At 64.5% G+C, this 25,969-nt stretch carries 25 protein-coding genes; 14 read left to right on the forward strand and 11 right to left on the reverse strand.

The window, feature by feature from the left end:
- From leuS to dusB, 3 genes are read left to right on the forward strand one after another with little or no spacing between them, the layout of a single operon-like run.
- Nucleotides 1-2,484, forward strand: coding sequence for a leucine--tRNA ligase (gene leuS, locus Q362_RS0106305; RefSeq protein ID WP_028318002.1), 2,484 nt, complete (start codon nucleotides 1-3; stop codon nucleotides 2,482-2,484).
- Between the two features lie 56 nt (nucleotides 2,485-2,540).
- Complete coding sequence (gene lptE, locus Q362_RS0106310; RefSeq protein ID WP_028318003.1) at nucleotides 2,541-3,089, forward strand: LPS assembly lipoprotein LptE; 549 nt, start codon at nucleotides 2,541-2,543, stop codon at nucleotides 3,087-3,089.
- 59 nt (nucleotides 3,090-3,148) lie between these two features.
- Nucleotides 3,149-4,123, forward strand: coding sequence for a tRNA dihydrouridine synthase DusB (dusB, locus tag Q362_RS0106315; RefSeq protein WP_028318004.1), 975 nt, complete (start codon nucleotides 3,149-3,151; stop codon nucleotides 4,121-4,123).
- Between the two features lie 7 nt (nucleotides 4,124-4,130).
- Here the strand turns inward: dusB and Q362_RS22090 are convergent, their stop codons facing one another.
- From Q362_RS22090 to Q362_RS0106330, 3 genes are all read right to left on the reverse strand, one after another.
- Nucleotides 4,131-4,952, reverse strand: coding sequence for a tetratricopeptide repeat protein (locus Q362_RS22090; protein WP_051553760.1), 822 nt, complete (start codon nucleotides 4,950-4,952; stop codon nucleotides 4,131-4,133).
- 145 nt (nucleotides 4,953-5,097) lie between these two features.
- Complete coding sequence (locus Q362_RS0106325; protein WP_028318005.1) at nucleotides 5,098-7,350, reverse strand: VWA domain-containing protein; 2,253 nt, start codon at nucleotides 7,348-7,350, stop codon at nucleotides 5,098-5,100.
- A 6-nt stretch (nucleotides 7,351-7,356) separates the two neighbouring features.
- Entirely contained in the window at nucleotides 7,357-8,169 is an 813-nt protein-coding gene (locus Q362_RS0106330; protein WP_028318006.1) for a CbbQ/NirQ/NorQ/GpvN family protein, read from the reverse strand.
- A gap of 182 nt (nucleotides 8,170-8,351) precedes the next feature.
- Here Q362_RS0106330 and Q362_RS24215 point away from each other — a divergent pair, with 182 nt between their 5' ends.
- Together Q362_RS24215 and Q362_RS0106340 are read left to right on the forward strand one after the other, a co-directional pair.
- Nucleotides 8,352-9,203, forward strand: a complete 852-nt coding sequence (locus Q362_RS24215; RefSeq protein WP_051553761.1) for a PHP domain-containing protein — start codon at nucleotides 8,352-8,354, stop codon at nucleotides 9,201-9,203.
- Nucleotides 9,204-9,225: 22 nt separating this feature from the next.
- Complete coding sequence (locus Q362_RS0106340) at nucleotides 9,226-10,614, forward strand: sigma-54-dependent transcriptional regulator (protein WP_028318007.1); 1,389 nt, start codon at nucleotides 9,226-9,228, stop codon at nucleotides 10,612-10,614.
- Nucleotides 10,615-10,674: 60 nt separating this feature from the next.
- Here the strand turns inward: Q362_RS0106340 and Q362_RS0106345 are convergent, their stop codons facing one another.
- The 4 genes from Q362_RS0106345 to lpxK all read right to left on the reverse strand — a co-directional run bounded on the left by Q362_RS0106345 (nucleotide 10,675) and on the right by lpxK (nucleotide 14,876).
- Nucleotides 10,675-11,541 carry an NAD(+)/NADH kinase gene (locus Q362_RS0106345; RefSeq protein WP_028318008.1) on the reverse strand — a complete coding sequence of 289 codons (867 nt, stop codon included), beginning with the start codon at nucleotides 11,539-11,541 and terminating at the stop codon, nucleotides 10,675-10,677.
- Nucleotides 11,538-12,353, reverse strand: a complete 816-nt coding sequence (proC, locus tag Q362_RS0106350; protein ID WP_028318009.1) for a pyrroline-5-carboxylate reductase — start codon at nucleotides 12,351-12,353, stop codon at nucleotides 11,538-11,540. The genes Q362_RS0106345 and proC overlap by 4 nt, the downstream gene beginning before the upstream one ends.
- Before the next feature lie 188 nt (nucleotides 12,354-12,541).
- Nucleotides 12,542-13,540: a UDP-3-O-acyl-N-acetylglucosamine deacetylase gene (lpxC, locus tag Q362_RS0106355; RefSeq protein WP_028318010.1), complete on the reverse strand. Its 999-nt coding sequence runs from the start codon at nucleotides 13,538-13,540 to the stop codon at nucleotides 12,542-12,544.
- A 262-nt stretch (nucleotides 13,541-13,802) separates the two neighbouring features.
- Nucleotides 13,803-14,876 (reverse strand): tetraacyldisaccharide 4'-kinase, encoded by a 1,074-nt coding sequence (gene lpxK, locus Q362_RS0106360; protein WP_028318011.1) that lies wholly within the window; start codon nucleotides 14,874-14,876, stop codon nucleotides 13,803-13,805.
- 149 nt (nucleotides 14,877-15,025) lie between these two features.
- Here lpxK and Q362_RS0106365 point away from each other — a divergent pair, with 149 nt between their 5' ends.
- From Q362_RS0106365 to Q362_RS0106400, 8 genes are all read left to right on the forward strand, one after another.
- The gene (locus tag Q362_RS0106365; RefSeq protein WP_035215811.1) at nucleotides 15,026-16,150 is read left to right on the forward strand and encodes a branched-chain amino acid ABC transporter substrate-binding protein; all 1,125 of its coding nucleotides are present in this window, start codon (nucleotides 15,026-15,028) and stop codon (nucleotides 16,148-16,150) included.
- Nucleotides 16,151-16,237: 87 nt separating this feature from the next.
- Nucleotides 16,238-17,140, forward strand: coding sequence for a branched-chain amino acid ABC transporter permease (locus Q362_RS0106370; RefSeq protein ID WP_028318013.1), 903 nt, complete (start codon nucleotides 16,238-16,240; stop codon nucleotides 17,138-17,140).
- A gap of 23 nt (nucleotides 17,141-17,163) precedes the next feature.
- The gene (locus Q362_RS0106375; RefSeq protein WP_028318014.1) at nucleotides 17,164-18,369 is read left to right on the forward strand and encodes an ABC transporter permease subunit; all 1,206 of its coding nucleotides are present in this window, start codon (nucleotides 17,164-17,166) and stop codon (nucleotides 18,367-18,369) included.
- Between the two features lie 23 nt (nucleotides 18,370-18,392).
- Nucleotides 18,393-19,181, forward strand: a complete 789-nt coding sequence (locus tag Q362_RS0106380) for an ABC transporter ATP-binding protein (RefSeq protein WP_028318015.1) — start codon at nucleotides 18,393-18,395, stop codon at nucleotides 19,179-19,181.
- Nucleotides 19,174-19,881 (forward strand): ABC transporter ATP-binding protein, encoded by a 708-nt coding sequence (locus Q362_RS0106385; protein ID WP_028318016.1) that lies wholly within the window; start codon nucleotides 19,174-19,176, stop codon nucleotides 19,879-19,881. The genes Q362_RS0106380 and Q362_RS0106385 overlap by 8 nt, the downstream gene beginning before the upstream one ends.
- A gap of 47 nt (nucleotides 19,882-19,928) precedes the next feature.
- Nucleotides 19,929-20,936 carry a Gfo/Idh/MocA family protein gene (locus tag Q362_RS19420; RefSeq protein WP_035215812.1) on the forward strand — a complete coding sequence of 336 codons (1,008 nt, stop codon included), beginning with the start codon at nucleotides 19,929-19,931 and terminating at the stop codon, nucleotides 20,934-20,936.
- 6 nt (nucleotides 20,937-20,942) lie between these two features.
- Nucleotides 20,943-22,130, forward strand: a complete 1,188-nt coding sequence (gene lpxB / locus Q362_RS0106395; RefSeq protein WP_051553763.1) for a lipid-A-disaccharide synthase — start codon at nucleotides 20,943-20,945, stop codon at nucleotides 22,128-22,130.
- A complete protein-coding gene (locus tag Q362_RS0106400; protein WP_028318018.1) occupies nucleotides 22,123-22,422 on the forward strand; it encodes a Smr/MutS family protein in 300 nt (99 codons plus the stop codon). The genes lpxB and Q362_RS0106400 overlap by 8 nt, the downstream gene beginning before the upstream one ends.
- Here Q362_RS0106400 and Q362_RS19425 read toward each other — a convergent pair.
- Nucleotides 22,382-22,894, reverse strand: coding sequence for a hypothetical protein (locus Q362_RS19425; RefSeq protein WP_035215813.1), 513 nt, complete (start codon nucleotides 22,892-22,894; stop codon nucleotides 22,382-22,384). The genes Q362_RS0106400 and Q362_RS19425 overlap by 41 nt on opposite strands.
- Entirely contained in the window at nucleotides 22,891-23,157 is a 267-nt protein-coding gene (locus Q362_RS0106410; protein ID WP_028318019.1) for an HP0495 family protein, read from the reverse strand. Before Q362_RS0106410 ends, Q362_RS19425 begins: the two co-directional genes overlap by 4 nt.
- Before the next feature lie 131 nt (nucleotides 23,158-23,288).
- Here Q362_RS0106410 and Q362_RS22095 point away from each other — a divergent pair, with 131 nt between their 5' ends.
- Nucleotides 23,289-24,203, forward strand: a complete 915-nt coding sequence (locus Q362_RS22095; RefSeq protein WP_051553765.1) for a GGDEF domain-containing protein — start codon at nucleotides 23,289-23,291, stop codon at nucleotides 24,201-24,203.
- Nucleotides 24,204-24,261: 58 nt separating this feature from the next.
- Here the strand turns inward: Q362_RS22095 and Q362_RS0106420 are convergent, their stop codons facing one another.
- The gene (locus tag Q362_RS0106420) at nucleotides 24,262-24,675 is read right to left on the reverse strand and encodes a TM2 domain-containing protein (RefSeq protein ID WP_028318020.1); all 414 of its coding nucleotides are present in this window, start codon (nucleotides 24,673-24,675) and stop codon (nucleotides 24,262-24,264) included.
- A 5-nt stretch (nucleotides 24,676-24,680) separates the two neighbouring features.
- On the reverse strand, nucleotides 24,681-25,709 hold the full coding sequence (gene nagZ / locus Q362_RS19435) for a beta-N-acetylhexosaminidase (RefSeq protein ID WP_051553767.1): 1,029 nt from the start codon (nucleotides 25,707-25,709) through the stop codon (nucleotides 24,681-24,683).
- Between the last annotated feature and the right edge of the window lie 260 nt (nucleotides 25,710-25,969).

Here is a 25,969-nt window from a genome sequence, read left to right on the forward strand (position 1 = left end):
ATGCAACCCGCCCCAACAACCAACGACCGCTACGACTTCAAGACCATCGAACAGCGCTGGCAACGGCGCTGGGAAGAGGAAAAGACCTGGAAGGTCAGCCACCGCTCCGATCAACCCAAATACTACGTGCTGGAGATGTTCCCCTACCCCTCCGGCCGCATCCACATGGGCCATGTGCGCAACTACTCCATCGGCGACGTCATTGCCCGCTACAAGCGCATGCAGGGATTCAACGTCCTCCATCCCATGGGTTGGGACGCCTTCGGCCTGCCCGCCGAAAACGCGGCGATGAAACGCGGCATTCATCCCGCCGCCTGGACCTACGACAACATCGACTACATGCGCGGCCAGCTCAAGGCCATGGGCCTGAGCTACGACTGGGACCGTGAACTGGCCACCTGCCGCCCCGACTACTACCGCTGGGAACAGCAGCTCTTCCTCAAGATGCTGGCCAAGGGGCTGATTTACCGCAAGGAGACCACGGTCAACTGGTGCAACGACTGCCAGACCGTGCTCGCCCGCGAGCAGGTGATCGACGGCGCCTGCTGGCGTTGCGACCAGCCGGTGCTGCCCAAGACCATGTATGGCTGGTTTTTCAAGATCACCGGCTATGCCGAGGAACTGCTGGCCGATCTCGACACGCTCACCGGCTGGCCGGAAAAGGTGGTCACCATGCAGCGCAACTGGATCGGCAAGTCCACCGGCCTGGCCTGCGACTTCAGGATCGAGGACAGCGACCAGGCGATTGCCATCTTCACCACCCGGCCGGACACCATCTTCGGCGTCACCTTCATGTCGCTGGCCGTGGAACATCCCCTGATCGACACGCTCGTGCAGGGCAAACCGCAGGAAGAGGCGGTCCGGGCCTTTGTGCGCGACACCGTGCTCGCCAAGCAGCGGGCCAGCCTCGACCAGGAACTCGACAAGCGGGGCGTGTTCACCGGCAGCTACTGCCTTAATCCCTTCACCGGCGAACGGGTGCCGATCTACGTCGCCAACTTCGTGCTCATGGAGTACGGCACCGGCGCGGTGATGGCCGTGCCGGCCCACGACCAGCGGGACTTCGAATTCGCCCGCGCCTACGGCCTGCCCATCCGGGTGGTGGTGCAGCCCGAGGGCGAACCGCTCGATCCGGCCGCCATGACCGAGGCGTCCGAGGGACCCGGCGTGCTGGTCAATTCCGGGCCGTTCACCGGTATGGATTCGACCGAGGCCAAGCAGGCGATCATCGTCGAGGCCGAACGCCAGCGCTTCGGCAGCGCCCATGTGACCTATCGGCTGCGCGACTGGGGCATTTCCCGCCAGCGCTACTGGGGCGCGCCCATTCCGGTGATCCACTGCGACCATTGCGGCATCGTGCCGGTTCCGGAAGCCGACCTGCCCATCCTCCTGCCCGGAGCGGGCGAGCCGACCGGCAGTCACAGCCCCCTGCACCAGCAGCCCGACTTCATCGCCACCACTTGCCCGAGTTGCGGCCGGCCGGCCCGGCGGGAGACCGACACCCTCGACACCTTTGTCGAATCGTCCTGGTACTTTGCCCGCTACACCAGTCCCGGCCTCGACAGCGCCCCCATCGACAGGAAGGCGGCCGCTTACTGGCTGCCGGTCGACCAGTACATCGGCGGGGTCGAGCACGCCATTCTCCATCTGCTCTATGCCCGCTTCTTCACCAAGATGCTGCGCGATCTCGGCTACCTGGAGGTGGACGAGCCCTTCACCAACCTGCTCACCCAGGGCATGGTCATCAAGGACGGGGCCAAGATGTCCAAATCAAAGGGCAACGTGGTCGATCCCAATGAGTTGATCGAGCAGTACGGCGCCGATACCGTGCGGCTGTTTTCCCTCTTCGCCGCGCCGCCGGAACGGGACCTGGAATGGAACGCCCAGGGGGTGGATGGGGCTTTTCGTTTTCTCAACCGGGTCTACCGGATGGTCGTCAGCCAGCGCGCCTGCTTCGACCAACCGGCAACCGTGGACCTGGATGCCCTCAATGCGCCGTCCCGGGCCCTGCATCGCAAGACCCATCAAACCATCCGCCGGGTGACCGAATCCATTGAGAGCAATTTCCACTTCAACACCGCCATCTCCGGCATCATGGAACTGGTCAATCTCGTGGCCGCGCCCGTTGACGAACCCGTTGACGACGCGGTGCTGCGCGAGGCCCTGGAAACCATCCTCACCCTGCTCTTCCCCATGGCGCCCCATTTCTGCGAGGAACTGTGGCAGGTCACCGGGCACGAACGCGCCCTGAACGATGCCGCCTGGCCCGTGTTCAATGCCGAAGCGGCCAAGGAGGACGAGATCACCATCGTGGTCCAGGTGAACGGCAAGGTGCGGACCAAGCTCCAGGTCGCCGCCGATACCGACGAGCACACCCTGCGCCGGCTGGCCGTGGCCGAGGAAAAAGTTGCCAAGATGCTTGCCGGGCAGGAACCGAAAAAAATCATCGTCGTCCCTGGAAAGCTGGTCAACATCGTCGTCTGAGGACCGATTCTTCGACTCTCATCACCGCCGCCATAATGGCGGCCACAAGGAATGTCATGCTGAAACACACTCTTCCGGGATGGGCGCTACTGCTGGTGGGCATGCTCCTGCTGAGCGGCTGCGGCTACACCTTTCCCCACGTGTATGAGGGACCGCACCATTCCATCTACATGCCGACCTGGCAGAACCGGACCAACAAGCTGGGGCTCGACATGAAGATCTACCAATCCCTTTCCCGCTGGTTTCAGAAGTCGGCCTCCGTCGACCTGACCAAGGACAAAGGCGGAGCCGACCTGATCCTGACCGGTGAGATCCTGTCCATCGACCTGCCCAGCGTGAGCTGGAGCACCATCTCCGAAGTCACCGGCACCAAGGTCAATCTCGTCATTCGGTACGCCCTCAAGGACCAGCGGACCGGCAAGGTCCTCTGGGAGGTGCCGGCCAAGCTCTACTCCGCCGACTATACGGTTTCGACGGTCAGCGCGGCCGCGGACGAAGCGGCGCTCACCAAAATCATCGACGATCTGTCCGAGGATATCTATCTCGGTGCCCTCAGGCGGATACGAAAACAGCAGCAACAGCAGCAGCCACAACCCACGCCCTGATGGTCTTTCACGCCCAAGGCACTCCGGCCGCGGCCGGGGTGCCCTTGATTGTTCCCCCCTTGCCTCCGAGTTCTCCGCCTGTCTTTCCGCCGCTCGCCATCGGCACCGTCCGTCTGCCCTCCTCGTTTCTCCTGGCGCCGCTGGCCGGATACACCGATCTGCCCTTCCGGCTGCTCTGCCGGGAGGCCGGTGCTGCGCTCTGCGTCTCCGAGATGATCAGTTGCCACGGCCTGGTCTTCGAGCAGAAGAAGACCCACGAGCTGCTGCACACCGTGCCCGGGGAGCGCCCGTTCGCGGTCCAGCTGTTCGGCAGCGACCCAGAAATCATGGCCCGGGCAGCGGCCATCGTTGCCGCTTTGCCTGTGGATCTGATCGACATCAACATGGGGTGTCCGGTACGCAAGGTGGTAAAAAAGGGATGCGGCGCCGCCCTGCTTAAGGACCCGCAACGGGCCGAGGCCATCATCCGCACGGTGCGCGCCCAAATCTCCCTGCCGGTGACGGTGAAAATCCGGAGCGGCTGGACCGGCGAGCACATCGTTGCGCCCGGGTTCGCCGCCATGGCCGAGGCTGCCGGCGCGGCGGCGGTAACCGTCCATGGCCGCACCTGGGCGCAAGGCTTCGGCGGCAGGGCGGATTGGGGGGTGATCAGGGCCGTGAAGGAGGCGGTGTCGATTCCGGTGATCGGCAACGGCGATATCCTCAGCCGTGCCGACGGTCTGGCCATGATGGCGGCGACCGGGTGCGACGGCGTGATGGTCGGCCGGGGGGCGCTCGGCAATCCGTGGCTGTTCGGAGCGGACGACCGGCCGGATTCGCTGGCCGGACGGATGCCGGTGATCGAGCGGTATCTTGGGTTGGCCCGGCAGTTTCTGCCACTTGCCAAGGTGCTGTTCAAGGTGAAGAATCAGACGGCCAAGCTGCTCGCCGGCCTGAACGGGGCGACCCGCCTGCGTCAGGCGCTCTACGCCTGCGCCAGCATCGAGGCCATGGTGGCGGTGCTGCGTGACTGGCAGGCCGGGGAAGAAGGCTGACTCCTTCTCATTTCTGCGGTTGGGCGGGTGGTTCCGGCGCGATCGGTTTCGGCTGCGCCATGTTCTCCACCCGGCGATAGAGCTCCAGCGACAGGTTCTGCGCCCGGTTCAACTCTTCCCAGGACATGTGCATCATCAGGTTGTTGCGGTTGATCGCGGCGGTGGCGTTGCCGCGGCTGGCCGCCAGGGAATACCAGGCATAGCCTCTGGCCTTGTCGGTATCGGTGCCGGTGCCGGTGGCGTACATCAGGCCGGTATTGGCCTGGGCCATGACATCGCCCTGCAGGGCCGCCTTTTCGTAGAGTTCCAGGGCCCTTGTGTAATCGCGCTCGCCGCCGAGGCCGTTGTAGTAGAGATAGGCGAGATCGTTCTGGGCGGCAAGGTTCCCCTTGTCGGCGGCATCGGTCAGCCACCGCTTGGCCTCGAGAAAATTTTGCGGCACCGCGCTGCCCCGCAGATACATGGCGCCGATGATGGCCAGCGACTCGGGCGTGACCTTGCCCTGCTCCGCCGCCTTGAGCAACCATTTGAAGCCGCCGCGCCTATCCGGATCGGTCCCCTGCCCCTGGTACAGCATGCCGCCGGTGATGAACTGCGCCTCGGCATCGCCCCGTTCCGCCGCCTGCCGGTACAGTTGCAGGGCTAGGGCATGGTTGACCGGCTGCTCCACGCCGTAATAGGCGCGGTAGGCCTGCGCCTTGAGTCGGCGGACCATGTCGGCCGCGTCGGGCTGGGTGCCGCCCGGCCCCGCCAGCAGCAGGCAATAGGCCGCCACTCCCACCAGTTGTATCACGGTCCGGGCGATCGTTCGGCGATTGAAAAAAGACACGCGAACCTCCTGCGTCCTGACGAGAGCGTTCTGCAACCTGTACGGCGTCCGCACGATGCGGGCGAATGCCGCTTCTGTTCGTTTACCCCCAACAAACGCAATATTCAAGGAGAAGAGCGACGCGCCGCCGGGCCGCTTGCTGGTTTCAACTGGTCAAGGTCCGGTAGATCTCCGACATCCGCGCCGGCAGCTGCTTGATCTTGTCGATGAAGATGTAGTTGACCTCGCCGTACATGTGCGCCATGTATTCGTGCGCCTGGCGGTCGATGGTGATGCAGAAGGGATGGATACCTTTGGCCTTGGCCTCCAGGAGGGCATGGCGGGTATCCTCGATGGCGTACTCGCCCTTGTAGTCGTCGTAATCCTCGGGCTTGCCGTCGGAGAGCACGATCAGCAGGCGGATCCTGGCCTCCACCTGGGCAAAGAGCGAGGTCATGTGGCGAATGGCCGGCGCCATGCGGGTGTACTCCCTGGGACCGATGGCGCTGATCCGCTGGCGGACAGTCCTGCTGTAGCGCTCGTCCAGCCGCTTGACCGGAAAAATCTCGCAGCGCAGCCGCCGCATTCCGGAAAAGCCGTAAATGGCGTAGCGATCGTTCAGCACCTCCATGGCCTCGCAGATCAGTACCAGCGCCTCCTTGATCGACTGCCCGACCCAGCCGGAGGTGGAATTGGACATATCCACCAGGAAGGTGACGGCGATATCGCGGTGATCCCGGGCCAGGCGGATGAAGAGCCGGTCCGAGGGCGGCAGGCCGGCAACGTTGTCGGTCACCGATTCCACCAGGGCGTCGAAATCGATGTCGTTACCCTCACGCTGCCGCCGAACGAACCGCTCGCCGGTCTGCAACAGCTCGAACTGATGGCGCAGGCGGCGGATCTGGCCCCGGTACTGCTTGAGGGTCTGCTCGATGAAGGTGTTCTGGACCGGCGGCAGCTCCCTTTCGTTGACCACGCACCACTTTTTCCGAAACCCCTTGCGCCGGTAATCCCATTCATCGTAGACCACGGGCTCGGTCATCTCCTGCCCCTTTTTCCTGCCGGCATGCGGGGTGCGGGCCATAGCCGGACCGGCCGTGCCTCCGGTGGCGCTGGTCGTCTGTCCGGTCACCCTGGTTTGGCCATGGTCCCGGGACGGGTCGGCCGGCGGCTGGGGCATATCGTCGATGCTGATCTGCAGGGCCTGGGACTGCATAAACGGAGTCAGTTGTTCCCAGGCCTGTTCCATCTCCGTGATCAGGGCGGCGTCATGGCCCTGCTGCCCGCCCTCGTTGCCGGACTGCGCGCCGGCGTCGGCCGGCCGGCGCACCACGGGCAGGGACACAGTGGCGGATTGCATCATGCGCAACTCCTTGTCCGCCTGCCTTTTCATGCCCAGGTTGCGCATCTCCTGGAGCCGGAGGGTCCCCTGGAAGATCAGGGGCGCGGTGGCGGCCAAGTGCTCGTCCGGTGCCAGCAGCACCATCAACTCGCGCACCGCTTCCAGGCTGGCCCTGTTGTCCGTGGCCTGCCCAGCGCTACGGCGTAGCAGGGCCGTCGCCCGATCCACCAGGGGCGAGTGGCCATCGGCGGGCCAATCGCCGCGCAGCAGGCCCCGCTGCATCCGGTCGAGCACATTGAGGGCGGCCGCCTCGTCGCCGGACAGCGGCAGACGCGGCAGCAGCGGTGCCGCCGTCCGCATCAGTCCCGGCAGTTCCTGCCGTAAAAAGGCGAGCACCCTGCCGGTTTCCAGCAGATGAAACAGGCGGCGGGCATCGTCCGGTCGGTCGAATTCCGAGAAAAAGCAGTCAAGGGGATGGGCGCTTTTGCGATGCAGTTTGAGCAATGGGGGCGCGGCGAAAACCCCGGCGGCAAGGCTGGCCCACTGGAAGGAGGCCATCAGCTTGTAGAGAAGAAAATTCTCCTCCTGTTCGGTGAACAGGGCGATCTCGCTGGGCAGGAAGATGACCTCTGAGTCGGTGGCCGCCTCGGCGGCGCCGAGCAGGGGCAACTCGCGGCCGGCCAGGCCGTTGACGTAGGGCTGCAACCGGGGACGGACATTGGTCAGGCGCAGACCGCCCTGGCCGCGCAACTGCCGGGCGAACTGCTGCTCGACATCGGCCATGAACAGCTGGGCGCCCCGCAGGCCGCCGGTTTCGTAGCGATCGAGCAGGGTATGCACCCACAGCGACAGCTCGTCCACCGCCAAGCAACAGAGGGCCGGGCCGGCGGCGGAGAGATAGGCGAAGCACAGCGAATGCGACACCGGCCAGATCGCGGGAATCTGCGCGAAAATCTCGTCGAGACAGGTCGAGTCGTTGTCGGCCAGCGGGCTGAGCGCCTCCTCCACATCCCACTCGTTGGGCAGGCTGGGGGCAACCAGCCGGTAGAATTTTTCCTTGAGACTTTCCAGGTCCATGGGGGGCTAGAAGAGCGAACTGACCATCTCGTCCAGGGCGGCCAGCAGTTCCCGGTCGTCGGTGAGCGCCTCGCTGATGGCGGCGCGGCAGGCGGTCTTGACCGGAATGCCCCGGCCGATCAGCTTGCCGGTCTGAATGAGCAGCCGGGTGGACGCCCCCTCGGGCAGGCCGGAATCCTTCAATCCTCGGGTCATCCCGGCCAGCTTGACCAGGGATCTGGCCAGTTCCGGCTCCAGATGCCCCTCGCGGCGGACGATCTCAATCTCCTTGTCCGGGGACGGGTAGTCGAAGGACAGGGCGATGAACCGCTGCCGGGTCGAGGCCTTGAGGTCCTTGAGCACGCTCTGGTAGCCGGGGTTGTAGGAGACCGCCAGCATGAATTCCGGCGGCGCGGTCAGCAGCTCGCCCCGCTTCTCGATGGGGAGCTGCCGCCGGTCGTCGGCCAGCGGGTGGATGACCACGGTGGTGTCCTTGCGCGCCTCGACGATTTCGTCCAGATAGCAGATGGCCCCGGCCCGGACCGCCATGGTCAGCGGCCCGTCGGTCCAGACCGCCTCGCCGGCGCGGATCAGGTAGCGGCCCACCAGGTCGGAGGTGGAGAGGTCGTCGTGGCAAGACACTGTGACCAGCGGCCGTTGCAGCCGCCAGGCCAGATACTGCATGAACCGGGTCTTGCCGCAGCCGGTCGGCCCTTTGAGCAGCAGCGGCGAGCCGTCGCCATAGGCGGCCTCGGCGATGGCCAGCTCGTCGCCGGTGGGCAGATAATAGGGTTCCTCTTCGATCCTGTATTCGTCGATGCGCATCTGTCGTCCTGACATGGGCCGCTTCTCCTTCAAAAGAAAAATTTCTTCCAACAATAAGAACGGTGGCCGGCGTTGACAACCTGCGCTTTATCGGGCGATTTCATTTGGTTATTGCGCAATGGCCGGGGCCTGAGTACATTGGTTCGACAACGTTGCTCCTTTCGGCTCCGCCCCATCCATCCAACCCGGCCGTTGTCATGTGCATCGATCTCCACACCCATTCCATCTATTCCGACGGCAGCTGCACCCCGGCGGAACTGGTCGCCCTGGCGGTGGGCAACGGTCTGCGAGGGCTGTCCCTGACCGACCACGACACCGTCGAGGGAGTGGAAGAGAGCCGGCGTCTGGGCGAGGAAGCCGGTCTTGCCGTCATATCCGGGGTGGAGATCAGCACCAGCCTGCACGAGCGCACCATCCATATCCTCGGCTACGGCATCGACGCCACCGACCCCGACCTGCACCGCTGGCTGGCCCCGCTTCAGGAAGGCCGCGCGCGGCGCAACAGCGTCATCCTCCGGAAATTGCAGAACCTGGGCGTCGACATCACCGCGGAGGAGGTCGAGGCGGTTTCCCGCTGCGGCCAGACCGGCCGGCCCCACATCGCCCGGCTTTTGGTGGCCAAGGGGGTGGTGGCCAGCTTTGACGACGCCTTTCGCCAGTATCTCGGCCGCAACCGGCCGGCCTGGGAAAGCCGGTTCAGCTACTCCGCCGTGGAAACCATCGGGATGATCCACCGGGCGGGCGGCCTGGCCGTCCTGGCCCATCCGGGACAGCTCGATCCGATGCTGACCGTTCAGCCTCCGCTGGTCCGCGAGCTGTGCCTCCGCGGCCTCGACGGCCTGGAACTGTACTATCCGACCCATACCCGGAGAATGAAAAAGCAGTTGAAGGCTCTGGCCGCCGAACTCGGCCTCCTGGCCACCGGGGGCAGCGATTTCCACGGCTCCACCCGGCCCGTACATCGCCTGGCCGGTACCTCGTCGGGCTTCTGCCCGCCCTGCGCCATCCTCGAGCACCTCACCGCCCGCCTCACCGAGCGGCATCATTAACCTTTTTTCGCTGCGAGCCGCCATGCACACCATTCTCATTGTCGATGACGAACCCAACTACCAGATTGTCCTGGCCGAAATCCTGCGGGACGAAGGCTACGAGGTTTTCACCGCCGACAGCGGCCTGGCCGGCCTGCCCATTGTCCACAGCACCGACCTGGACCTGGTGGTGTCGGACATGAAGATGCCCGGCATGGACGGCATCGAGTTCCTGTCGAAAATCAAGGAATTCAACCGCGAGCTGCCGGTCATCCTCATCACCGCCTACGCCGAGGTGGAAAAGGCGGTCGAAGCCATGCGACTCGGGGCCTTCACCTATCTGGCCAAGCCCTTTTCCAACCAGCAGCTCCTGGCCAGCGTCACCAAGGCCATCGAGCATTACGGCCTGATCCGCGAGATCAGGCGGCTGCGGGACGAGGCCACCCCGCGTTCCGGCTTCGGCGGCATGGTCGGCAAGAGCCCGTCCATGCGGGCGGTCTACCAGCTGATCGAAAAGGTGGCGCCCACGCCCTCCTCGGTGCTGATCACCGGCGAATCGGGCACCGGCAAGGAACTGGTCGCCCGGGCCATCCACAACCTGAGCCCACGCAAGGACGAGCCCTTCATCTCGGTCAACTGCGCCGCCCTGTCGGAACACCTGCTGGAAAGCGAACTCTTCGGCCATGAAAAGGGCGCCTTCACCGACGCCGTCGCCATGCGCAAGGGCCGGTTCGAACTGGCCGACGCCGGCACCCTCTTTCTCGACGAGATCGGCGAGATGCCGCCCCAACTCCAGGCCAAGCTTTTGCGGGTGCTCCAGGAAAAATGCTTCGAACGGGTCGGCGGCTCGGTCACCCAGCACGTCGATGTCCGCATCCTGGCCGCCACCAACAAGGACCTCAAGGACGAGGTCGAAAAGGGCCATTTCAGGGAGGATCTCTACTACCGGCTCAACGTCATTCACATCCATCTGGCGCCCCTGCGTGAGCGCGTGGACGACATCCCGGCCCTAGTCACCCATTTCATCGAAAAAAACAGCCGCAACCTGGGCAAACCCCTCGATATTTCGCCGGAGGCCCTGCGTCTTCTGGTCAGTCTGCCCTGGGAGGGCAATGTGCGGGAGTTGGAGAACACCATCGAGCGGGCGGCCATTCTCTGCAACGGCGACCGGATCGAACCCGAGGACGTGCAGCCCGATTCCATGGAACTGGCCAGCGCCCACGAGTGGAGCAACAGCCTGGAGATCAGCCAGTTCATTCCCGAGCATCTCAGCCTGGCCGAGGTCTTGAACGGCATCGAGGAAAAGCTGGTGCGCAAGGCGCTTGAGGACAATTTTTACGTGCAGGCCAGGGCGGCCGAGCAGTTGGGGATTACCAAGAGCCTGTTGCAGTACAAGATGAAAAAATACAACGTGCAGCGGCGCAAACGGTGAGGCGGGACAGCCGCCGGACCGGGCGGGCGGTTTGGACGGTTTGGCAGAAGCGGGAGCAGGTCAGCAGTGCTTGCAGACCTTTTCCGGCAAGGGCACGTCGATGCTTCCCGCGCCGCCCCAGTTGAGCTTGTTGCGCAGGATGTTGAAGTAGCTCTTCCACGGCGAGCTGACGATCAAGAGCGGCTTGGAGGCCCTTTTCACCAGCAGGTAGTCGTTCTCGGTGATAGTCCACTGCAATGCGCCGTCGACGATCACCTTGACCTGGCCGGCCGGCGCCAGCAGCTGGGCGGTGACCTTCTGCCGGGAGCCGAGCAGCACCGGCCGCGATTCCAGCATGAAGGGGCAGATCGGGGTGAGGACGATGGTCTCCAGTTCGGCATGGACCACGGGGCCGCCGGCCGAGAGGTTGTAGGCGGTCGAGCCGGTGGGCGTGGCCATGATCAGCCCGTCGGCCCGATAGGTGGTGACATATTCCCTGCCCGCCCAGCACCGCAGCCGGATCATGGCCTCGGTGCTCTTCTTGACGATGACCACCTCGTTCAAGGCATGCACCGAGGCGCTTTTCTTGCCGGTCGTGCCGTTCACATAGGCGGCGGAAAGCATGATCCGCTTTTCCATGCGGACCTCGTCCTCGGTCAGCAGCGTCTCCAGGGCCTGGTAGCGCTCGTCGGCGGCCACCTCGGTGAGAAAGCCGAGACTGCCCAGATGGACGCCCAGGACGGGCAGCTGGTAGCGGCTGGCCTTTTCCGCCACATGGAGCAGCGTGCCATCGCCGCCGAGCACGATCAGGATGTCCATATCCGGCTCAATGCCGTTCAGAGTGGCCCTGATGCCCCGCTGCTCGAACCAGGCGATCATCTCCCGGCCGATCTGCTCGACCTCCGGACTGTCCGGGCGGGTGACCACCCCTGCATACTCGATCTTCATCCGCCCAGCACCCTGGAGCGCTCGGTTGCCGCGGCAACCGCATCCATGATCAACCCGCGCAGGGCGCCCTTCTCCAGCATGTGCAGCCCGGCAATGGTGGTGCCGCCGGGCGAGGTCACCCTCCCCTTGAGCACCGCCGGATGTTCGCCGCTTTCCTGGGCGAGCCGGGCCGAACCCAGCACGGTCTGCACGGTCAGTTGCTCGGCGATGGGCCGGGGCAGGCCGGCCAGCACGCCGGCATCGATCATCGCCTCGATAAAGGCGAAGACATAGCCCGGACCGCTGCCGCTTAAACCCGTCACCGCATCCAGCAGATGCTCCGCCACCTCGACACAGGTCCCCACGGCGGAAAAAAGCGCGGTGGCGATCTCCCGGTCACGGGCCGTTGCCTGCGCATTCGGACTGAAGGCTATAGCAGCGGCCAGCACCAGGGCCGGGGTGTTGGGCATCACCCGAATCAACCGCACGGGTACGTCAAACGCATCGGCCAGGGTGCGCAGGGTGATGCCGGCCATGATCGAAAGCACCAGATGCCGCTCGCCGACAAGGGAGCGGTAAGGCGCCAGCACAGCGGCGGCCAGTTGCGGTTTGACCGCCAGGACCACGACCTCGCTGGCCCGGCAGAGAGCGGCCGGGTCCTGGGTACAGACAACGCCGTACTGACTGGTGAGGTACTCGCAGCGGGCCGCCACCGGTTCGGCGACGGTGATCTGTTGCGCTGCGGTCAGGCCGGCGGCCAGGATGCCGCGGACCATGGCTTCGGCCATTTGGCCGCCGCCGACAAAACCGATGGTGGTGAGTGTCGCGCCCATGCTTGTCTTCTCGAGAAACTCCGGTTGATGAACTGAAAGGAAAAAAATGCCGCGTCATTATACGCGGCTTGCCGACGCGAGACAACCGTTGTCCGCCGCGGAACCGTTCATGGCAAAAAAAAACCGCCGGCGCAAACCGGCGGTCGGATGGCGGACAATCGTTTTCGCCCGGGTGGTCGCTGCTCGCCTCAGGCGGCGCACACCGGCCGCGAGGCCATGGCCCCTCCCACCGGAGCGAAGAAAGGGGCGAAGCGATGGCCGGAGGTCTGGGTGGACTGGACCACGTGGCGGAGCAGGGATTCCCCCCGCTTTTTAAAGGTCACGTATTCCCAGGACTGGGGATTGTCGATGATGGCCTGCATGAAGGCTCGATGCAGCTCGTGGCCGGAGCGGTCGGCGATCACATGGCCCAGCACCGGGGAACCGAGCAGGGCGATATCGCCGATGAGGTCGAGGACCTTGTGGCGGATGAATTCGTCGTCGAAGCGCAGGCCGTCCTCGTTGAGGATGGAGCGCCGGTTCCAGTGGATGGCGATGACGTTGTCCAAGGTGCCACCCAGGGCCAGGCCGTTCTGCCAGAGCTGTTCCACCTGCTCGACGAAGCCGAAAGTGCGGGCCCGGGCGATCTCCCGGCCGAACCGTTCCGGCGTCACTTCCACCGAATAACGCTGCTCGCTGATCAGATCGTCGTCGAACTGAATGCGGGCGGAAACCCTGTAGCCGTCATAGGGCTCGATCCGGATCGATTTGTCGCCGGCCACGTGGCTGATCGGCCGGGTGATCCGCAGGATTTTGCGCAGGGCTTGCTGCCGGCACAAGCCGGCGGTCTTCAACAGGCGGACAAACGGGCCGGCGCTGCCGTCCATGATCGGCACCTCATGGGAATCGAGGTCGATCACCGCATTATCGATGCCGCACCCCCGCAATGCTGCGAGGAGATGCTCCGTGGTGGCAACGGTATGCGGTCCCTCGCCGATGGTGGTCGCCAAGGTGGTGTTGACCACCCGTTCAACCCGCGCGGGGATGACCGGCCGGCCGGCCACGTCGGAACGGAGGAATTGGATGCCGGTGTTCGCCGGGGCCGGATTGATGGTCAGGTTGACGGTCCGGCCCGTGTGCAGGCCGACGCCGCAGCAACTGACCGGGCGCTGGGTGGTATATTGATACGGCTCTATCTGATGTGCCATGCGTGCGTAAAAAAGGAAAAAAAAATAATGGAACCAACTCAATGCGTGAACAATTACTTAATTGCATGCAACTATCGAACCGCCAAGCGCAAAACATGAGTCCCGCAGCAAAAAGTACAATTTTTTTAATCAAATTATAACATTATCAGGGGCAACTCCGGGCCGGGCTAGTGGCAGCTCTTTGCCTTTTCGTGTGGCAAAAAAAACACAATCTGCCCCGACAGCCGGAAATGTGGTCAATTAGACACAGCAAACATCTTGCTCAATTTGATGAACGCCATGAGTGGAGGACGTCGAGAATGCCGCGGGAAAAGTCGGCATCGGTCGTCACCTGCATCCGCAAGCCGTGCAAAGGGAGGGGCAGGTGGGCCACCTGCCCGGCCAGTTTGACCAAATCCTTTTCCGTGGTCAGCAGCCACTGCGCTCCTGCCTTCAGGGATTCGGCAAGCAGACTGCTGACCAGCGACTCGTTGTAGCGCTGGTGATCGGCCAGGGGGAGAAACCCGGCCAGGGAAAAACCGTGGTCGGCCAGGGTCTGCCGGAACAGTTCGGGATGGGCGATGCCGCAGAAGCCAAAGCATGGCTGCTGGCGGAGTGGCTCGGTGGCCACGGGTGCGATCATGCCGGACGGGGCGAGCCCCACCAGGCCTTCCATGCGCAAACCGGCAAAGGCCACCGGAATGCCCGGAAACTTCGAGCGGAGCAGTTCGGCAAACCGTTCGGCCCGCTCGCGGTTGGCCGCATGCACCCCGGTCATGACAAAACCGGTGGCGCGCCGCAAGGCCGCCACCGGCTCCCGCAGGTCGCCGCCGGGAAAAACCCGGGAATTGCCGGCTAGGCGATCGGTGTTGAACAGCACCAGATCGATGTCGCGGACGATCTGCAAATGCTGGAAGCCGTCATCGAGCACAAGCACGTCGGCGCCCATCTCCAGGGCGCGCCGGGCCGGCAGCCGCCGGACGATGCCGGTCAGCACCGGCACGCCGGGCAGGGTTTCGGCGAGCAGCCGCGGCTCGTCGCCGGCGGTGCGGACATCGAGCAGCAAGGTGGCGCCGTCGGAAACCAGGTTCACCCTATCGTTGGCCGTGCCGCCGTAGCCACGGCTGACAATGGCCGGCCGAAAGCCGTGCTCCTGAAGCAGGCGGGCCAGATACTGCACCATCGGCGTCTTGCCGGTGCCGCCGAGGGTCAGGTTGCCGACGCTGATCACCGGCACCTCGAAGCGGTAGGAACGCAGCGTCCCCCGCCGGTACAACGAGGCGCGCAGGTGCATGGCCAAGCTATACAGGGGGGAAAACGGACGACCGAAAGCGAAATACAACGAATTGGTCTTCATGTCGGCTACAACGGCGCCATGGCTGGGACCTGGGTCCCGCCTGCGCGACCGGTCATTTTTAGTGCAAAAAAAGCAGAATACGGTATGAAAAAGGCACAGTAGAGCATTCCTGTTGCTTTTGCAATTCAATCCGAAAACGAGGCGCCATCGTGTCGCATACTCGCCATTTTCTTCTCGGACTCGCTGCCCTGGCCCTGTCGGTCTGCACGGCGAATCCGGCCCGTGCCGCCGAACCCATAAGAATAGGGGTCGCCGGCGCCCACAGCGGCGATCTGGCCTCCTACGGCCTGCCGACCCTGCAGGCCGTCCGTCTGGTCGTCGAGGAAATCAACGCCAAGGGCGGCATCAACGGCGCACCGGTGGAACTCCTGGTCGAAGACGACGGCTGCAAGCCGGAGATCGCCACCAACAGCGCCACCAAGCTGGTCTCCGGCGGGGCCAAGGCGGTGATCGGCCACATCTGCTCCGGGGCCACCAGGGCGGCCCTGCCGATCTACCGCGCCGCCAAGGTTCTGGTCATTTCCCCTTCGGCAACCACCCCGGCCCTGACGCAGAGCGGCGAATATCCCTATTTTTTCCGGACCATCGCCGCCGACAACACCCAGGCTGCGAACCAGGTCGAATTCGCCCTGCACACCCTTAATGCCGGCAAGATCGCGGTGCTGCACGACAAGGGCGACTACGGCAAGGGCCTGGCCGAATACGCCCAATCCCTGATCGAGCAATCCGGCAAGGCCCAGGTGGTTTTGTTTGAAGGCATCACCCCCGGCGCGGTCGATTATTCGGCCGTAGTCCAGAAGATCAAGCGCTCGGGCGCCGAAGCGGTCCTGTTCGGCGGCTACCATCCCGAAGCCTCGAAGCTCGTCGGCCAGATGCGGCAGAAGCGGCTTGCCATCCCCTTTGTCTCGGACGACGGCGTCAAGGACGACACCTTCATCAAGGTGGCCGGCAAGGACGCCGAGGGCGTCTATGCCACCGGGCCGACCGATGTCTCCACCAATCCGCTCACCAAGGCCTACCGCGAAAAATTCAGGCAGGCCGAGGGTACCGATCCCGGCGCCTTCTTCGACAACGCCGTCGCCGCGGCCCTGGCCCTGACCAACGCCATCGCCAAGGCAGGGTCCGCCGACCCGGAAGCGGTGGCCTATGCCCTGCGCACCGAGGAGGTCGCCACGCCCTTCGGCGCCATCAAGTTCGATACCAGGGGCGAACCGGTGGGCATCGGTTTTTCCATCTACCAGGTCAACAACGGCCAGTTCGTGCAGGTCCGATGAACGTTGCGCCCGCCCAGGCAACAGCCGCGTTCCCTTGCCGGCCCTGCCCCCCTCTCCGCCCAACCCGGCTTTTTTCAGGATGTTTTCGTGGAGTATTTTTTTGAACTGCTGTTCAGCGGCCTGACCAGGGGATCGATCTACGCCCTGATCGCCCTGGGCTATACCATGGTCTACGGCATCATCGGCCTGATCAACTTCGCCCACGGCGAAATGTACATGATCGGCGCCTTCACCGCCCTGATCGTGTCCTCGGTCCTGACCATATACGGCCTGCCCCTGCCCGCCATCCTGGTGCTGACCGCCCTGGCCGCCGCCGTCTGGGCCGGGGCCTACGGTTTCACGGTCGAGCGGCTCGCCTACCGGCCCCTGCGCAACGCCCCCCGGCTGGCCCCGCTGATCTCCGCCATCGGCATGTCCATCTTTCTGCAGAACTACGTCCTGCTGGCGCAGACCCCGGATTTCGTCCCCTTCCCCACCCTCATCCCGGAATTCGCCTTTCTCGAACCCTACGGCGGCATCGTCGGCTCCTCCGACCTGGTGATCCTGGCGGTCTCGACCCTGGTCATGGCGGCGCTCACCCTGCTGATCAAGTACACCCGGATCGGCAAGGCCATGCGGGCCACGGCCCAGGATCAGAAAATGGCGCTTCTGGTCGGCATCAATGTCGACCGGATCATCTCCCTCACCTTTGTCGTCGGCTCGGCTTTGGCGGCCATCGGCGGCCTCTTGATCGCCTCGCACATCGGTCAGATCAACTTCGCCATCGGTTTCCTCGCCGGGATCAAGGCCTTTACCGCCGCGGTCCTGGGCGGCATCGGCTCCATCCCCGGCGCGGTCCTGGGCAGCTTCGTCCTCGGCCTGACCGAGGCCTTTGCCACCGGCTACGTCTCCAGTGATTACGAGGACGTGTTCGCCTTTTCCCTGCTGGTGCTGATCCTCATTTTCCGGCCGGCCGGCCTGCTCGGCAAGGCGGCGGTGGAAAAGGTATGACGCCGGCCCCGGAGAAGACGGCCATGCCGACCGGAAAAGATATCCGCCAGGCGCTGCTCACCGGCTTCTGGTTCATGTTCCTCACCTTTCCTCTGCTGGTGATCAAGGTCCATCCCATTGAACAGACCGTGACCTGGCGCTGGGCCAACATGCTGTGGGTCGGCGGCCTCAGCGCGGCCGTCGCCCTGGCCTGCCGCTTGGTGGCGGCCCACCGCGCCGCCGGCGGGGAACGCCGCCGCCAGGAGCCGGACCGGGCCATAGCGGCACCGAGCCAGGCGTTTTTCCTCACCCCGAGTCGTCTTGTTCCGCTCCTTGCCGCGGTCGGCCTCTTTTTCCTCGTCTTTCCGCTGCTGTTCTCCACCTACCAGGTCAACATCATGACCACTGCCCTGATGTACGTAGTCCTGGGGCTGGGGCTCAACATCGTGGTCGGCTTCGCCGGCCTGCTCGATCTCGGCTACGTCGCCTTTTACGCGGTGGGGGCGTACACCTACGGCCTGCTCCACCTCCATTTCGGCCTGGGCTTCTGGACCGCGCTGCCCATCGGCGGCCTGCTGGGGGCCCTGTTCGGCGTCCTGCTCGGCTTCCCGGTGCTGCGGTTGCGGGGCGACTATCTGGCCATCGTCACCCTGGGGTTCGGCGAGATCATCCGCCTGGTCCTGGAGAATTGGGGGGATTTTTCCCAGGGGCCGAGCGGCATCGCCAATATCGCCCGGCCGGGCCTGTTCGGCATCGAGATGTCCCTGGAAACCTCGCTCGTCTATCAGTACTATCTCACCATTGCCATGGCGCTTCTGACCATCTTCGTGGTCAACCGCCTGCGCAATTCGCGCATCGGCCGGGCCTGGTTCGCCCTGCGCGAGGACGATATCGCCTGCCAGGCCATGGGCATCAACAAGACCGCCATCAAGCTGACCGCCTTCGCCCTGGGGGCGACCTGGGCCGCCATGGCCGGCGTGCTGTTCGCCGCCAAGACAACCTTCATCAACCCGGCCAGCTTCACCTTCCTGGAATCGGCGATCATTCTCTGCATCGTGGTGCTGGGCGGCATGGGCTCGATCGTCGGGGTCGTTGCCGCGGCCCTGATCCTTATGCTCCTGCCCGAGTACCTGCGCGCCGTGGCCGAATACCGCATGCTCGTCTTCGGGGCCGTGCTGGTGCTCATGATGATCGTGCAGCCGCAGGGCCTCATTCCCCGGGTGCGTCGAACCTACACAGGCAGCCATTAACATGTGGCATTATTGACACAGTCATGCAGCCCCTGCTCACCGTCAACGATCTGACCATGGATTTCGGCGGCATCCGCGCCGTGGATCGGGTGGATCTGCGCCTCCGTCCGGGCGAAATCGTGGCCCTGATCGGCCCCAACGGCGCCGGCAAGACCACCTTGTTCAATTGCCTGACCGGACTCCATCGCCCTACTGGCGGCGATCTGGTGCTGGCGCCGCCCGGACGGCCGCAACGGAACCTGAACGGCCTGCCGCCCCACCGGATCACCGCGGCGGGTCTGGCCCGCACCTTCCAGAACATCCGCCTTTTCCCCCACATGACCGTACTGGAAAACGTGATGGTCGGCCGCCACTGCCGCACGACATCAAAGGTGTTCGGAGCGATCTTCAGGCCCGAGGCAACGGTGCGCGAGGAAAGGGAAACCGTTGGCATGAGCCTTGCTTTGCTCGAACGGATCGGACTGGCCGAGCAGGCGGACGAATGGGCCGCAAACCTGCCGTACGGCGCCCAGCGGCGGCTGGAAATCGCCCGAGCCCTGGCCACCGAGCCCCTGCTGCTGCTGCTCGACGAGCCGGCGGCCGGGATGAATCCGCAGGAAACCCAGGAACTGGACGCCCTGATCACCTCACTCAGGGACGATGGCCTGGCCATCCTGCTGATCGAGCACGACATGAAGCTGGTGATGCGCCTCTCGGACCACATCGTTGTCATGGATTACGGCCGTAAGATCGCCGAAGGCACGCCCGAGGAAATTCGACGCCATCCGGCGGTGATCAGGGCCTATCTGGGTGAGGAGGAGTACGGTGCTTGAACTGCGCGCCATCGACGCGGCCTACGGCCACATCCAGGCGCTCCGCCAGGTCAGCCTGCGGGTGGACCGGGGCGAAATCGTCACCCTGATCGGCGCCAACGGCGCCGGCAAGACCACCACCTTGATGGCGATCAGCGGCCTGGTGCCGCCTTGCCGGGGCGAGATCCTGTTCGAGGGCCGGCCCGTTGGCGGCTTGCCGCCGGAGGCACTGGTCCGGCTCGGGATCTGCCAAGTGCCCGAGGGCCGCCATGTCTTTCCCGACCTGACCGTGGCGGAAAACCTCGACATGGGGGCCTTTCTTCGCCGGGACAGACGGCAGGTGGCCGCAGACCGGGAACATCTCTACAACCTGTTTCCGGTCCTGAAACAGCGGCGCCACCAGCCGGGAGGCACCTTGTCCGGCGGCGAGCAGCAGATGCTCGCTATCTCACGGGCCCTGATGACCCGGCCCCGGCTTCTGCTCCTCGATGAGCCCTCCATGGGCCTGGCGCCGCTCATGACCAGGCATCTTTTTGAAATCATAATCAAAATAAATAAAGAACAACAACGAACCATCCTGCTGGTGGAGCAGAACGCCAACCTGGCCCTGCAGGTGGCGGACCGGGGCTATGTCCTCGAAAACGGCCGCATCGTCATGCACGACACGGCCGCGGCCCTCCGCCGCAATCCCGATATACAAAAAGCCTATCTCGGCATCTGATTGCCGAGCCGATTAGGCATGAAAAGACACAAGGATAACAGGAAAACATGAAGGACATTGTGAAAGTAGGCGTGATAGGTGTCGGTTATCTTGGGCGTTTTCATGCCCAGAAATATGCGGCCATGGCCGATGTCGACCTGGTGGGCGTGGTTGACACCGATCCGGAACGGGCCCGGCAGGTGGCCGAGGAATGCGCCACCCGGCCCTTTGCCGAATACCACGACCTGCTCGCCCAGGTCGATGCGGTGTCGGTCGTGGTGCCGACCAGCCTGCATCACGAGGTGGCCAAGGCCTGCCTGCAGCAGCGCGTCGATGTCATGGTGGAAAAGCCCGTTACCACCACCCTGGCCGAGGCCGACGACCTGATCCGGCTGGCCCGCGAACAACAGTGCATCCTCCAGGTGGGGCATCTGGAACGGTTCAACCCGGCCGTGCTCGCCATGCAGCCCCTGCTCACCCATCCCCTGTTCATCGAGGCGCATCGCATCGCGGTATTCAAGGAGAGGGGCACGGACGTGGATGTGGTGCTCGATCTGATGATCCACGACATCGATATCGTCCTGTCCATCGTCAAGTCGCCGATCGTGTCGATCCTCACCGCCGGCGCCCCGGTGATCACCCGGCTGACCGACATCGCCAACGCCCGTCTGATCTTTGCCAACGGCTGCACCGCCAACATCACGGTGAGCCGCATCTCCATGGAAACCATGCGGCGCATGCGCATCTTCCAGCCCGGCCAGTACCTGTCGGTGGATTTCGGCCGCAAGGAGATCATGGCGGTGCGGCTGCAACCGGACAAGGACGGCGGCCATCCCATGCCGGAGATCAGCAAGTCGTCCTTCCAGGACCAGGATGCGCTCGAGCTGGAGCTGCGCGATTTTGTCCGCCATGTCCGCGAGCGCAGCCGACCGGCCGTTGGCGGCGAAGAGGGACGGCGCGCCCTGGACGTGGCCCTGCAGGTGATCGCCCAGATCCACAGCGACCGCGAGCGGATCGAGCAGATCCTCCGGGACGAGGGCCGCACCGACCTGCTGGCCTTCTTGCAGCCCCACTGACGAACGATGAGTGAATTCCGACAGAGCGAACAGCCACGCGAGGTCATGATCGTGGCCGGCGAGGCCTCGGGCGACCTGCACGGCGCCCATCTGGTCCGGTCCATGCTGGCCCGCGACCCGCACCTGCGCTTCTGCGGCATGGGCGGCCGGGAATTGCAGGCCGCCGACGTGGAGTTGCTGGCCGATGCCGCCAAGCTGGCGGTGGTGGGCGCGGTGGAGGTGCTCAGCCATCTGGGCGACATCCTCCGGGCCCGTCGCGCCCTGATCGAACGCATGCGCGACCACCGCCCTGCCCTGCTGATCCTGATCGACTATCCGGACTTCAACCTTTTGCTGGCCAGAAAGGCCAAACAGTTCGGCATCCCGGTCTTCTACTACATTAGCCCCCAGATCTGGGCCTGGCGCAGCGGCCGGGTCCGCACCATCAAACGGCTGGTCGACCGGATGGCGGTGATTCTCCCCTTCGAACCCGACTTTTATGCCCGCCACGGCATGGAGGTCGATTTTGTCGGCCATCCGCTGCTCGACTCGGTCAAACCCGGCCTGTCTCCCTCCGAATTCAGGAGCAGGCACGGTATCGGGGCGGACCGCACCCTGGTCGGGCTCCTGCCCGGCAGCCGGCGCAAGGAGATCGCGGCCCTGCTGCCGGTCTTTCTGGAGGCCGCCGGCCGCCTGGCCCGCGACATGCCCCGTCTCACCTTTCTCCTGCCCCAGGCGCCCACGGTGAGCCGCGCCCTGCTCGACCAACACGGCCTGGCCGCCTGGCAGGAGCGCCTCGACATCCGGGTAATTACGGAAGACCGCTACGCCATGATGGCGGCCTGCGACGCGGCGATGGCCGCCTCGGGCACGGCGGTGCTGGAACTGGGCATCCTGGGGGTCCCGACCGTGGCCGCCTACCGGATGAGCCCGCATACCTACTGGCTGGGCCGGCTGCTGATCCGGGGCCTGCGGTTTTTTTCCCTCATCAACCTGATCGCCGGGCGCGACATCATCCCCGAACTCCTGCAGGATGCGGCCAATCCGGACCAGATCGCGCAGGAAACCCGAAGCATGCTGATCGACCAGGCAAGGCGGCAGGCCATCCTGGCAGGCCTGGACGAAGTGCGGCAGCAACTGGGCGGGCCGGGCGCCTCGGACCGGGCCGCAGCCGTTGCCCTAAGCCTGCTCGCCGAACGGGGTGCCCATGGATGAACTGGAGCCGGTGGCCCTGCCCATCGACGGCACCCTCGACCTGCACGCTTTCAGGCCCGCGGACATCAAGACGCTCGTTCCGGACTATCTGGAGGAATGCCGCCGACACGGCATCTTCCAGGTGCGCATCATTCACGGCAAGGGAACCGGCACCCTGCGGCGGACGGTGCACGCCTTGCTCGGCCGGTTGGACATGGTGGCCGGGTTTCGTCTGGCCGACGAAACCGGCGGTTCCTGGGGGGCTACGCTGGTTACTCTGCGGGAGGAGGAGCGGCGGCCATCGGCTCGATGAGGCCGTGCTCGGCGGCCAGCCGCCGCACCTGGAGCATGAAGGTTGAGGGCAGCGGCAGTTCCTGGTCTTCCTGCAGGATGCCAAGCGCCCTGGCCATGAGCAGGGAGGGGATGGAATGGATGCCCTCCTGGTTGTCGCAGATGGTCTGCATGCGCAGGGCATCGGTGAGCAGAGGCCGCAGCGGCGCGCAGGTGGTGGCCAGCTCCCGCAACTCCTGCTCCACCAGTTCCCGGTTGGCGGCGCCGAAGGCCGCCACCGCCGCATCCGCCGGCCGGGTACCGAAGAGGTTGTTGATCACCGCGCCGGCCAGCTGCGTGTGCGCGGGTTCGCTCCGGTCGACGTACCGGTCGTGGATGCTCTGCCGCAGCATCTTGAACAGCAGCATCTGCACGGTGACGATCGCCTCCCGCATCACCGGGATCACCTTGTTATCGATCAAAGGCTTGTCTTTCCCTGCCGCTGTCTCGCTCATAACACCACCCTGATGGCCGGATCGGCGGCAAACTGCCGGTAGAGGCGCAGCCGTTCGGCTTCGTCGGCCACTGTCAGTTCCACGATGACGCTCAGATACCGGCCGCCGGAGCTGACGTTGCCGTCGGTGATCTCGCAGGCCGACCTGTCCACCACCATGCCGACCGCCGCGATCATGGCGGCCCGTTCCTCCCCGATCAGGCGAAACTGCCACCGGCAGGGAAAGTCGATCTCCGGCTTGCAGCCGCTGTTGCCGTTGTTCATGCCTGTACTCCTTTGCGCGGCCTTATACCGCAGTCCGCCGTGCGTGCCAACGAAAAGAGTGTTTTTTGTTTTCCGGCCGCGGTGCTATGATTTCATAGACCCCTCCAGCAACCGTTCTCCGGAGCACTGTCATGCGTTTTCCTCTTCTCATCGTCAGCCAGCACCTGAAGTTCGAGGCTTTTTTCGCTGAATTCCCGAACTCATTCGAGACAACCGTGGTCACGTGCGGCCAGGATGCCCTCGCCGCTCTGGCCAGGCCGACCGCCTGGAGCGGTCTGCTGGTTGCCGCCCGCCTGCCCGACATGGACGGCCTGGACCTGCTCGAACAGGCGGAGTCGATCTCGCCCGCCATCCCCCTGCTCCTGGTCCCGGATGCGGAAGTCGCCGAATTCCTGCCGCTGGCCAACAGCCGCTCGGTCTTCCGGGTGGTGCCGGAGAGTACGCCCGCCGACATTCTGGCCACCATTCTGCTCGATACCGTGCGGCAGTTCGACCTGGTCCAGCGGGAACACGGCCTCCAGACACGCATTGACCGACTGTCGCACACCGACCCGCTCACCGGCTGTTACAACCGGGTGCACATCCACGCCCTGCTGCACAGGGAGTTGCGCCGTTCCCTTCGCTACCGGCATTCGCTCTCGATCATCCTCTGTGATATCGACGGGCTGGCCGCGATCAACGAGGCCTTTGGCCACCGGGCCGGCGATGCGGTCCTCACCGCTTTCGCGCGTGCGGCCGAACAGGCGATCCGTCAGGATGTCGACACCATCGCGCGCTGGGGCGGCGACGAGTTTCTCTTCGTCCTGCCGGAGACTCCCCTCAGCGGCGCCGGCAGGGTCGCCACCCGACTCAGGGAACAGTGCGTCCGGCTCGGCTGCACCGTGAATGGCCATGCCCTTGCTTGCAACGCCAGTTTCGGCGTGGCCGGTTTCGTCCCCGAAACCGCGGCGCGTACCGCCGAGGCCGGGGATCTGCTGCTGATCGCCGAACGCTGTCTGCTCCAGGCCAAGGCTGCCGGCGGCAATCAGGTGCTCTGCTGCCCCTGAGCCAACCCGCCTTTTTCTTCGGCGCTCCGGGCGTCGTCGCAACAACCGGCCGGAACGATCAGCTCAGCCGCCGGGTGGCGCTGCCGTTGATCAGGGTGATCTGATCGTTAAGCGTCCACATGTCGTAGATATAGCCCAGGCCGCACAGACCGAGGGTAAGCAGATAGAGGAGGCCGGTCCAGATCTTGCCCATATAGAAACGATGGATGCCGAACAGCCCCAGAAAAACCAGCAGAAGCCAGGCGACGTTGTAGTCGATCGGGCCGGGGATGGAGCGGATGGCGGCCTCGCGGTCCATGGCGGGAATGAGGAAGAGGTCGACGATCCAGCCGATGAAGAAGAGCCCCAGGGTAAAAAAGTAAATGGTGCCGGTCACCGGCTTGCCGTAATAGAAACGGTGGGCACCGATGAAGCCGAACAGCCAGGCCGCATAACCGACGACCAGATTGTGGGTGGGATGGGGTATGTCCATGGTTGTTACCCTGAAATCGTTGCCTTGAATCGCGCGATGCGCGCCAGTGAACTGCGGATACGATGGGTTTCGATCCGGCCGCTGTCAAGCAGGGCGCGGATCGACCGGATGCCTTCGGTCACTGCATCTTCGGTCGGCCTGAGATTGTTGCCGACCACTACCACATCCACCCCGGCGAGCACGGCCCGCTGCACGGCTTCGCCATAGGCCCAGCCCGCGCCGATGGCCCGCATCTGCACGTCGTCGCTGAACACCACCCCGGCAAAGCCGAGTTCCCGCCGCAGCAGGCCGGTGATCACCGCCGGCGACAGGGTGGCCGGCAGTCCCGACGGATCGAGACGACGGTTGACCAGGTGCGCTGTCATGATTCCGTCACTGTATCCCGCAGCCAGCAATTTCCGGTAGGGTTCCAACTCGACGGCTTGCCATTTCTCGGTACTATCGACGAAACCGAGGTGGGAATCGCTGCCGGCGCTGCCATGACCGGGAAAATGCTTGAGGCAGCACCCGATGCCGTGGCGGTGGTGGGCCTCGATGAAGGCGCGGGCATGGCCGGCCACCAGTTCCGGGTCGGCGCCGAAGCTTCGCTGGTAGCGGCCGATGATCGGATTGTCCGGGTTGAGATCGAGATCCACCACCGGCGCGAAGTTGAGATTGATGCCGCATTCGGCCAGTTCCGCGGCCATGAGCTCGGCGGCGCGGGCCGTGGCCTCGATGCCTTCTTCGGCCAGTTCCGCGGCGTTGCGCGATGGTCGGAACCCGTCCCGTGGCACCAGCCGGCAAACCCTGCCCCCCTCCTGGTCAACGGCGATGAACGGCGGCATGGCGGCGCAACGCCGCAACCCGGCGACCAGCCGCTTGAGCTGGCCGGGCGAACGGATGTTCTGCACCGAGCCGTCGACGTTGCGGGCAAAGAGAATCACCCCGCCCAGACACTCCTCGGCCAGGGCGCGGGCAAGCCAATGGTCCGCCCCCACCTCGCAGCCGGAAAATCCGACCAGGAACATCTGGCCCAGATTCAGTTCGTTCCCCATCGTCTCGTCACGTCCGATATGTGCACCATATCAGGCTGATCCGCCACATCCGGCCCGCCTGTCCCCATGGTTGGTCGAAAAATTGACAAGCACCTCTCGCCCTTTCTTGTCGGCACGGACATCAGTCAAAAACACCTTGATATTCTTGTATAATATAATTTTTTGTACAACGGGCACAGAAATCGCTTATCCTGGGCAATGGCTCATTGTGTGATGCATTCTGCATGAGGATCTCTGCCAATCAGCACCACAACCTCCAA

Source organism: Desulfobulbus elongatus DSM 2908, assembly GCF_000621145.1.
GTDB classification, from domain to species: domain Bacteria; phylum Desulfobacterota; class Desulfobulbia; order Desulfobulbales; family Desulfobulbaceae; genus Desulfobulbus; species Desulfobulbus elongatus.

Coding starts and splice junctions, on each gene's coding strand:
- leuS (WP_028318002.1), top strand. CDS start 1: ATGCAACCCGCCCCAACAACCAACGACCGCTACGACTTCAAGACCATC.
- lptE (WP_028318003.1), top strand. CDS start 2,541: ATGCTGAAACACACTCTTCCGGGATGGGCGCTACTGCTGGTGGGCATG.
- Q362_RS0106325 (WP_028318005.1), bottom strand. CDS start 7,350: ATGGACCTGGAAAGTCTCAAGGAAAAATTCTACCGGCTGGTTGCCCCC.
- Q362_RS0106330 (WP_028318006.1), bottom strand. CDS start 8,169: ATGTCAGGACGACAGATGCGCATCGACGAATACAGGATCGAAGAGGAA.
- Q362_RS24215 (WP_051553761.1), top strand. CDS start 8,352: ATGTGCATCGATCTCCACACCCATTCCATCTATTCCGACGGCAGCTGC.
- Q362_RS0106340 (WP_028318007.1), top strand. CDS start 9,226: ATGCACACCATTCTCATTGTCGATGACGAACCCAACTACCAGATTGTC.
- Q362_RS0106345 (WP_028318008.1), bottom strand. CDS start 11,541: ATGAAGATCGAGTATGCAGGGGTGGTCACCCGCCCGGACAGTCCGGAG.
- proC (WP_028318009.1), bottom strand. CDS start 12,353: ATGGGCGCGACACTCACCACCATCGGTTTTGTCGGCGGCGGCCAAATG.
- lpxC (WP_028318010.1), bottom strand. CDS start 13,540: ATGGCACATCAGATAGAGCCGTATCAATATACCACCCAGCGCCCGGTC.
- lpxK (WP_028318011.1), bottom strand. CDS start 14,876: ATGAAGACCAATTCGTTGTATTTCGCTTTCGGTCGTCCGTTTTCCCCC.
- Q362_RS0106375 (WP_028318014.1), top strand. CDS start 17,164: ATGCCGACCGGAAAAGATATCCGCCAGGCGCTGCTCACCGGCTTCTGG.
- Q362_RS0106380 (WP_028318015.1), top strand. CDS start 18,393: ATGCAGCCCCTGCTCACCGTCAACGATCTGACCATGGATTTCGGCGGC.
- Q362_RS19420 (WP_035215812.1), top strand. CDS start 19,929: ATGAAGGACATTGTGAAAGTAGGCGTGATAGGTGTCGGTTATCTTGGG.
- lpxB (WP_051553763.1), top strand. CDS start 20,943: ATGAGTGAATTCCGACAGAGCGAACAGCCACGCGAGGTCATGATCGTG.
- Q362_RS0106400 (WP_028318018.1), top strand. CDS start 22,123: ATGGATGAACTGGAGCCGGTGGCCCTGCCCATCGACGGCACCCTCGAC.
- Q362_RS19425 (WP_035215813.1), bottom strand. CDS start 22,894: ATGAGCGAGACAGCGGCAGGGAAAGACAAGCCTTTGATCGATAACAAG.
- Q362_RS0106410 (WP_028318019.1), bottom strand. CDS start 23,157: ATGAACAACGGCAACAGCGGCTGCAAGCCGGAGATCGACTTTCCCTGC.
- Q362_RS22095 (WP_051553765.1), top strand. CDS start 23,289: ATGCGTTTTCCTCTTCTCATCGTCAGCCAGCACCTGAAGTTCGAGGCT.
- Q362_RS0106420 (WP_028318020.1), bottom strand. CDS start 24,675: ATGGACATACCCCATCCCACCCACAATCTGGTCGTCGGTTATGCGGCC.
- nagZ (WP_051553767.1), bottom strand. CDS start 25,709: ATGGGGAACGAACTGAATCTGGGCCAGATGTTCCTGGTCGGATTTTCC.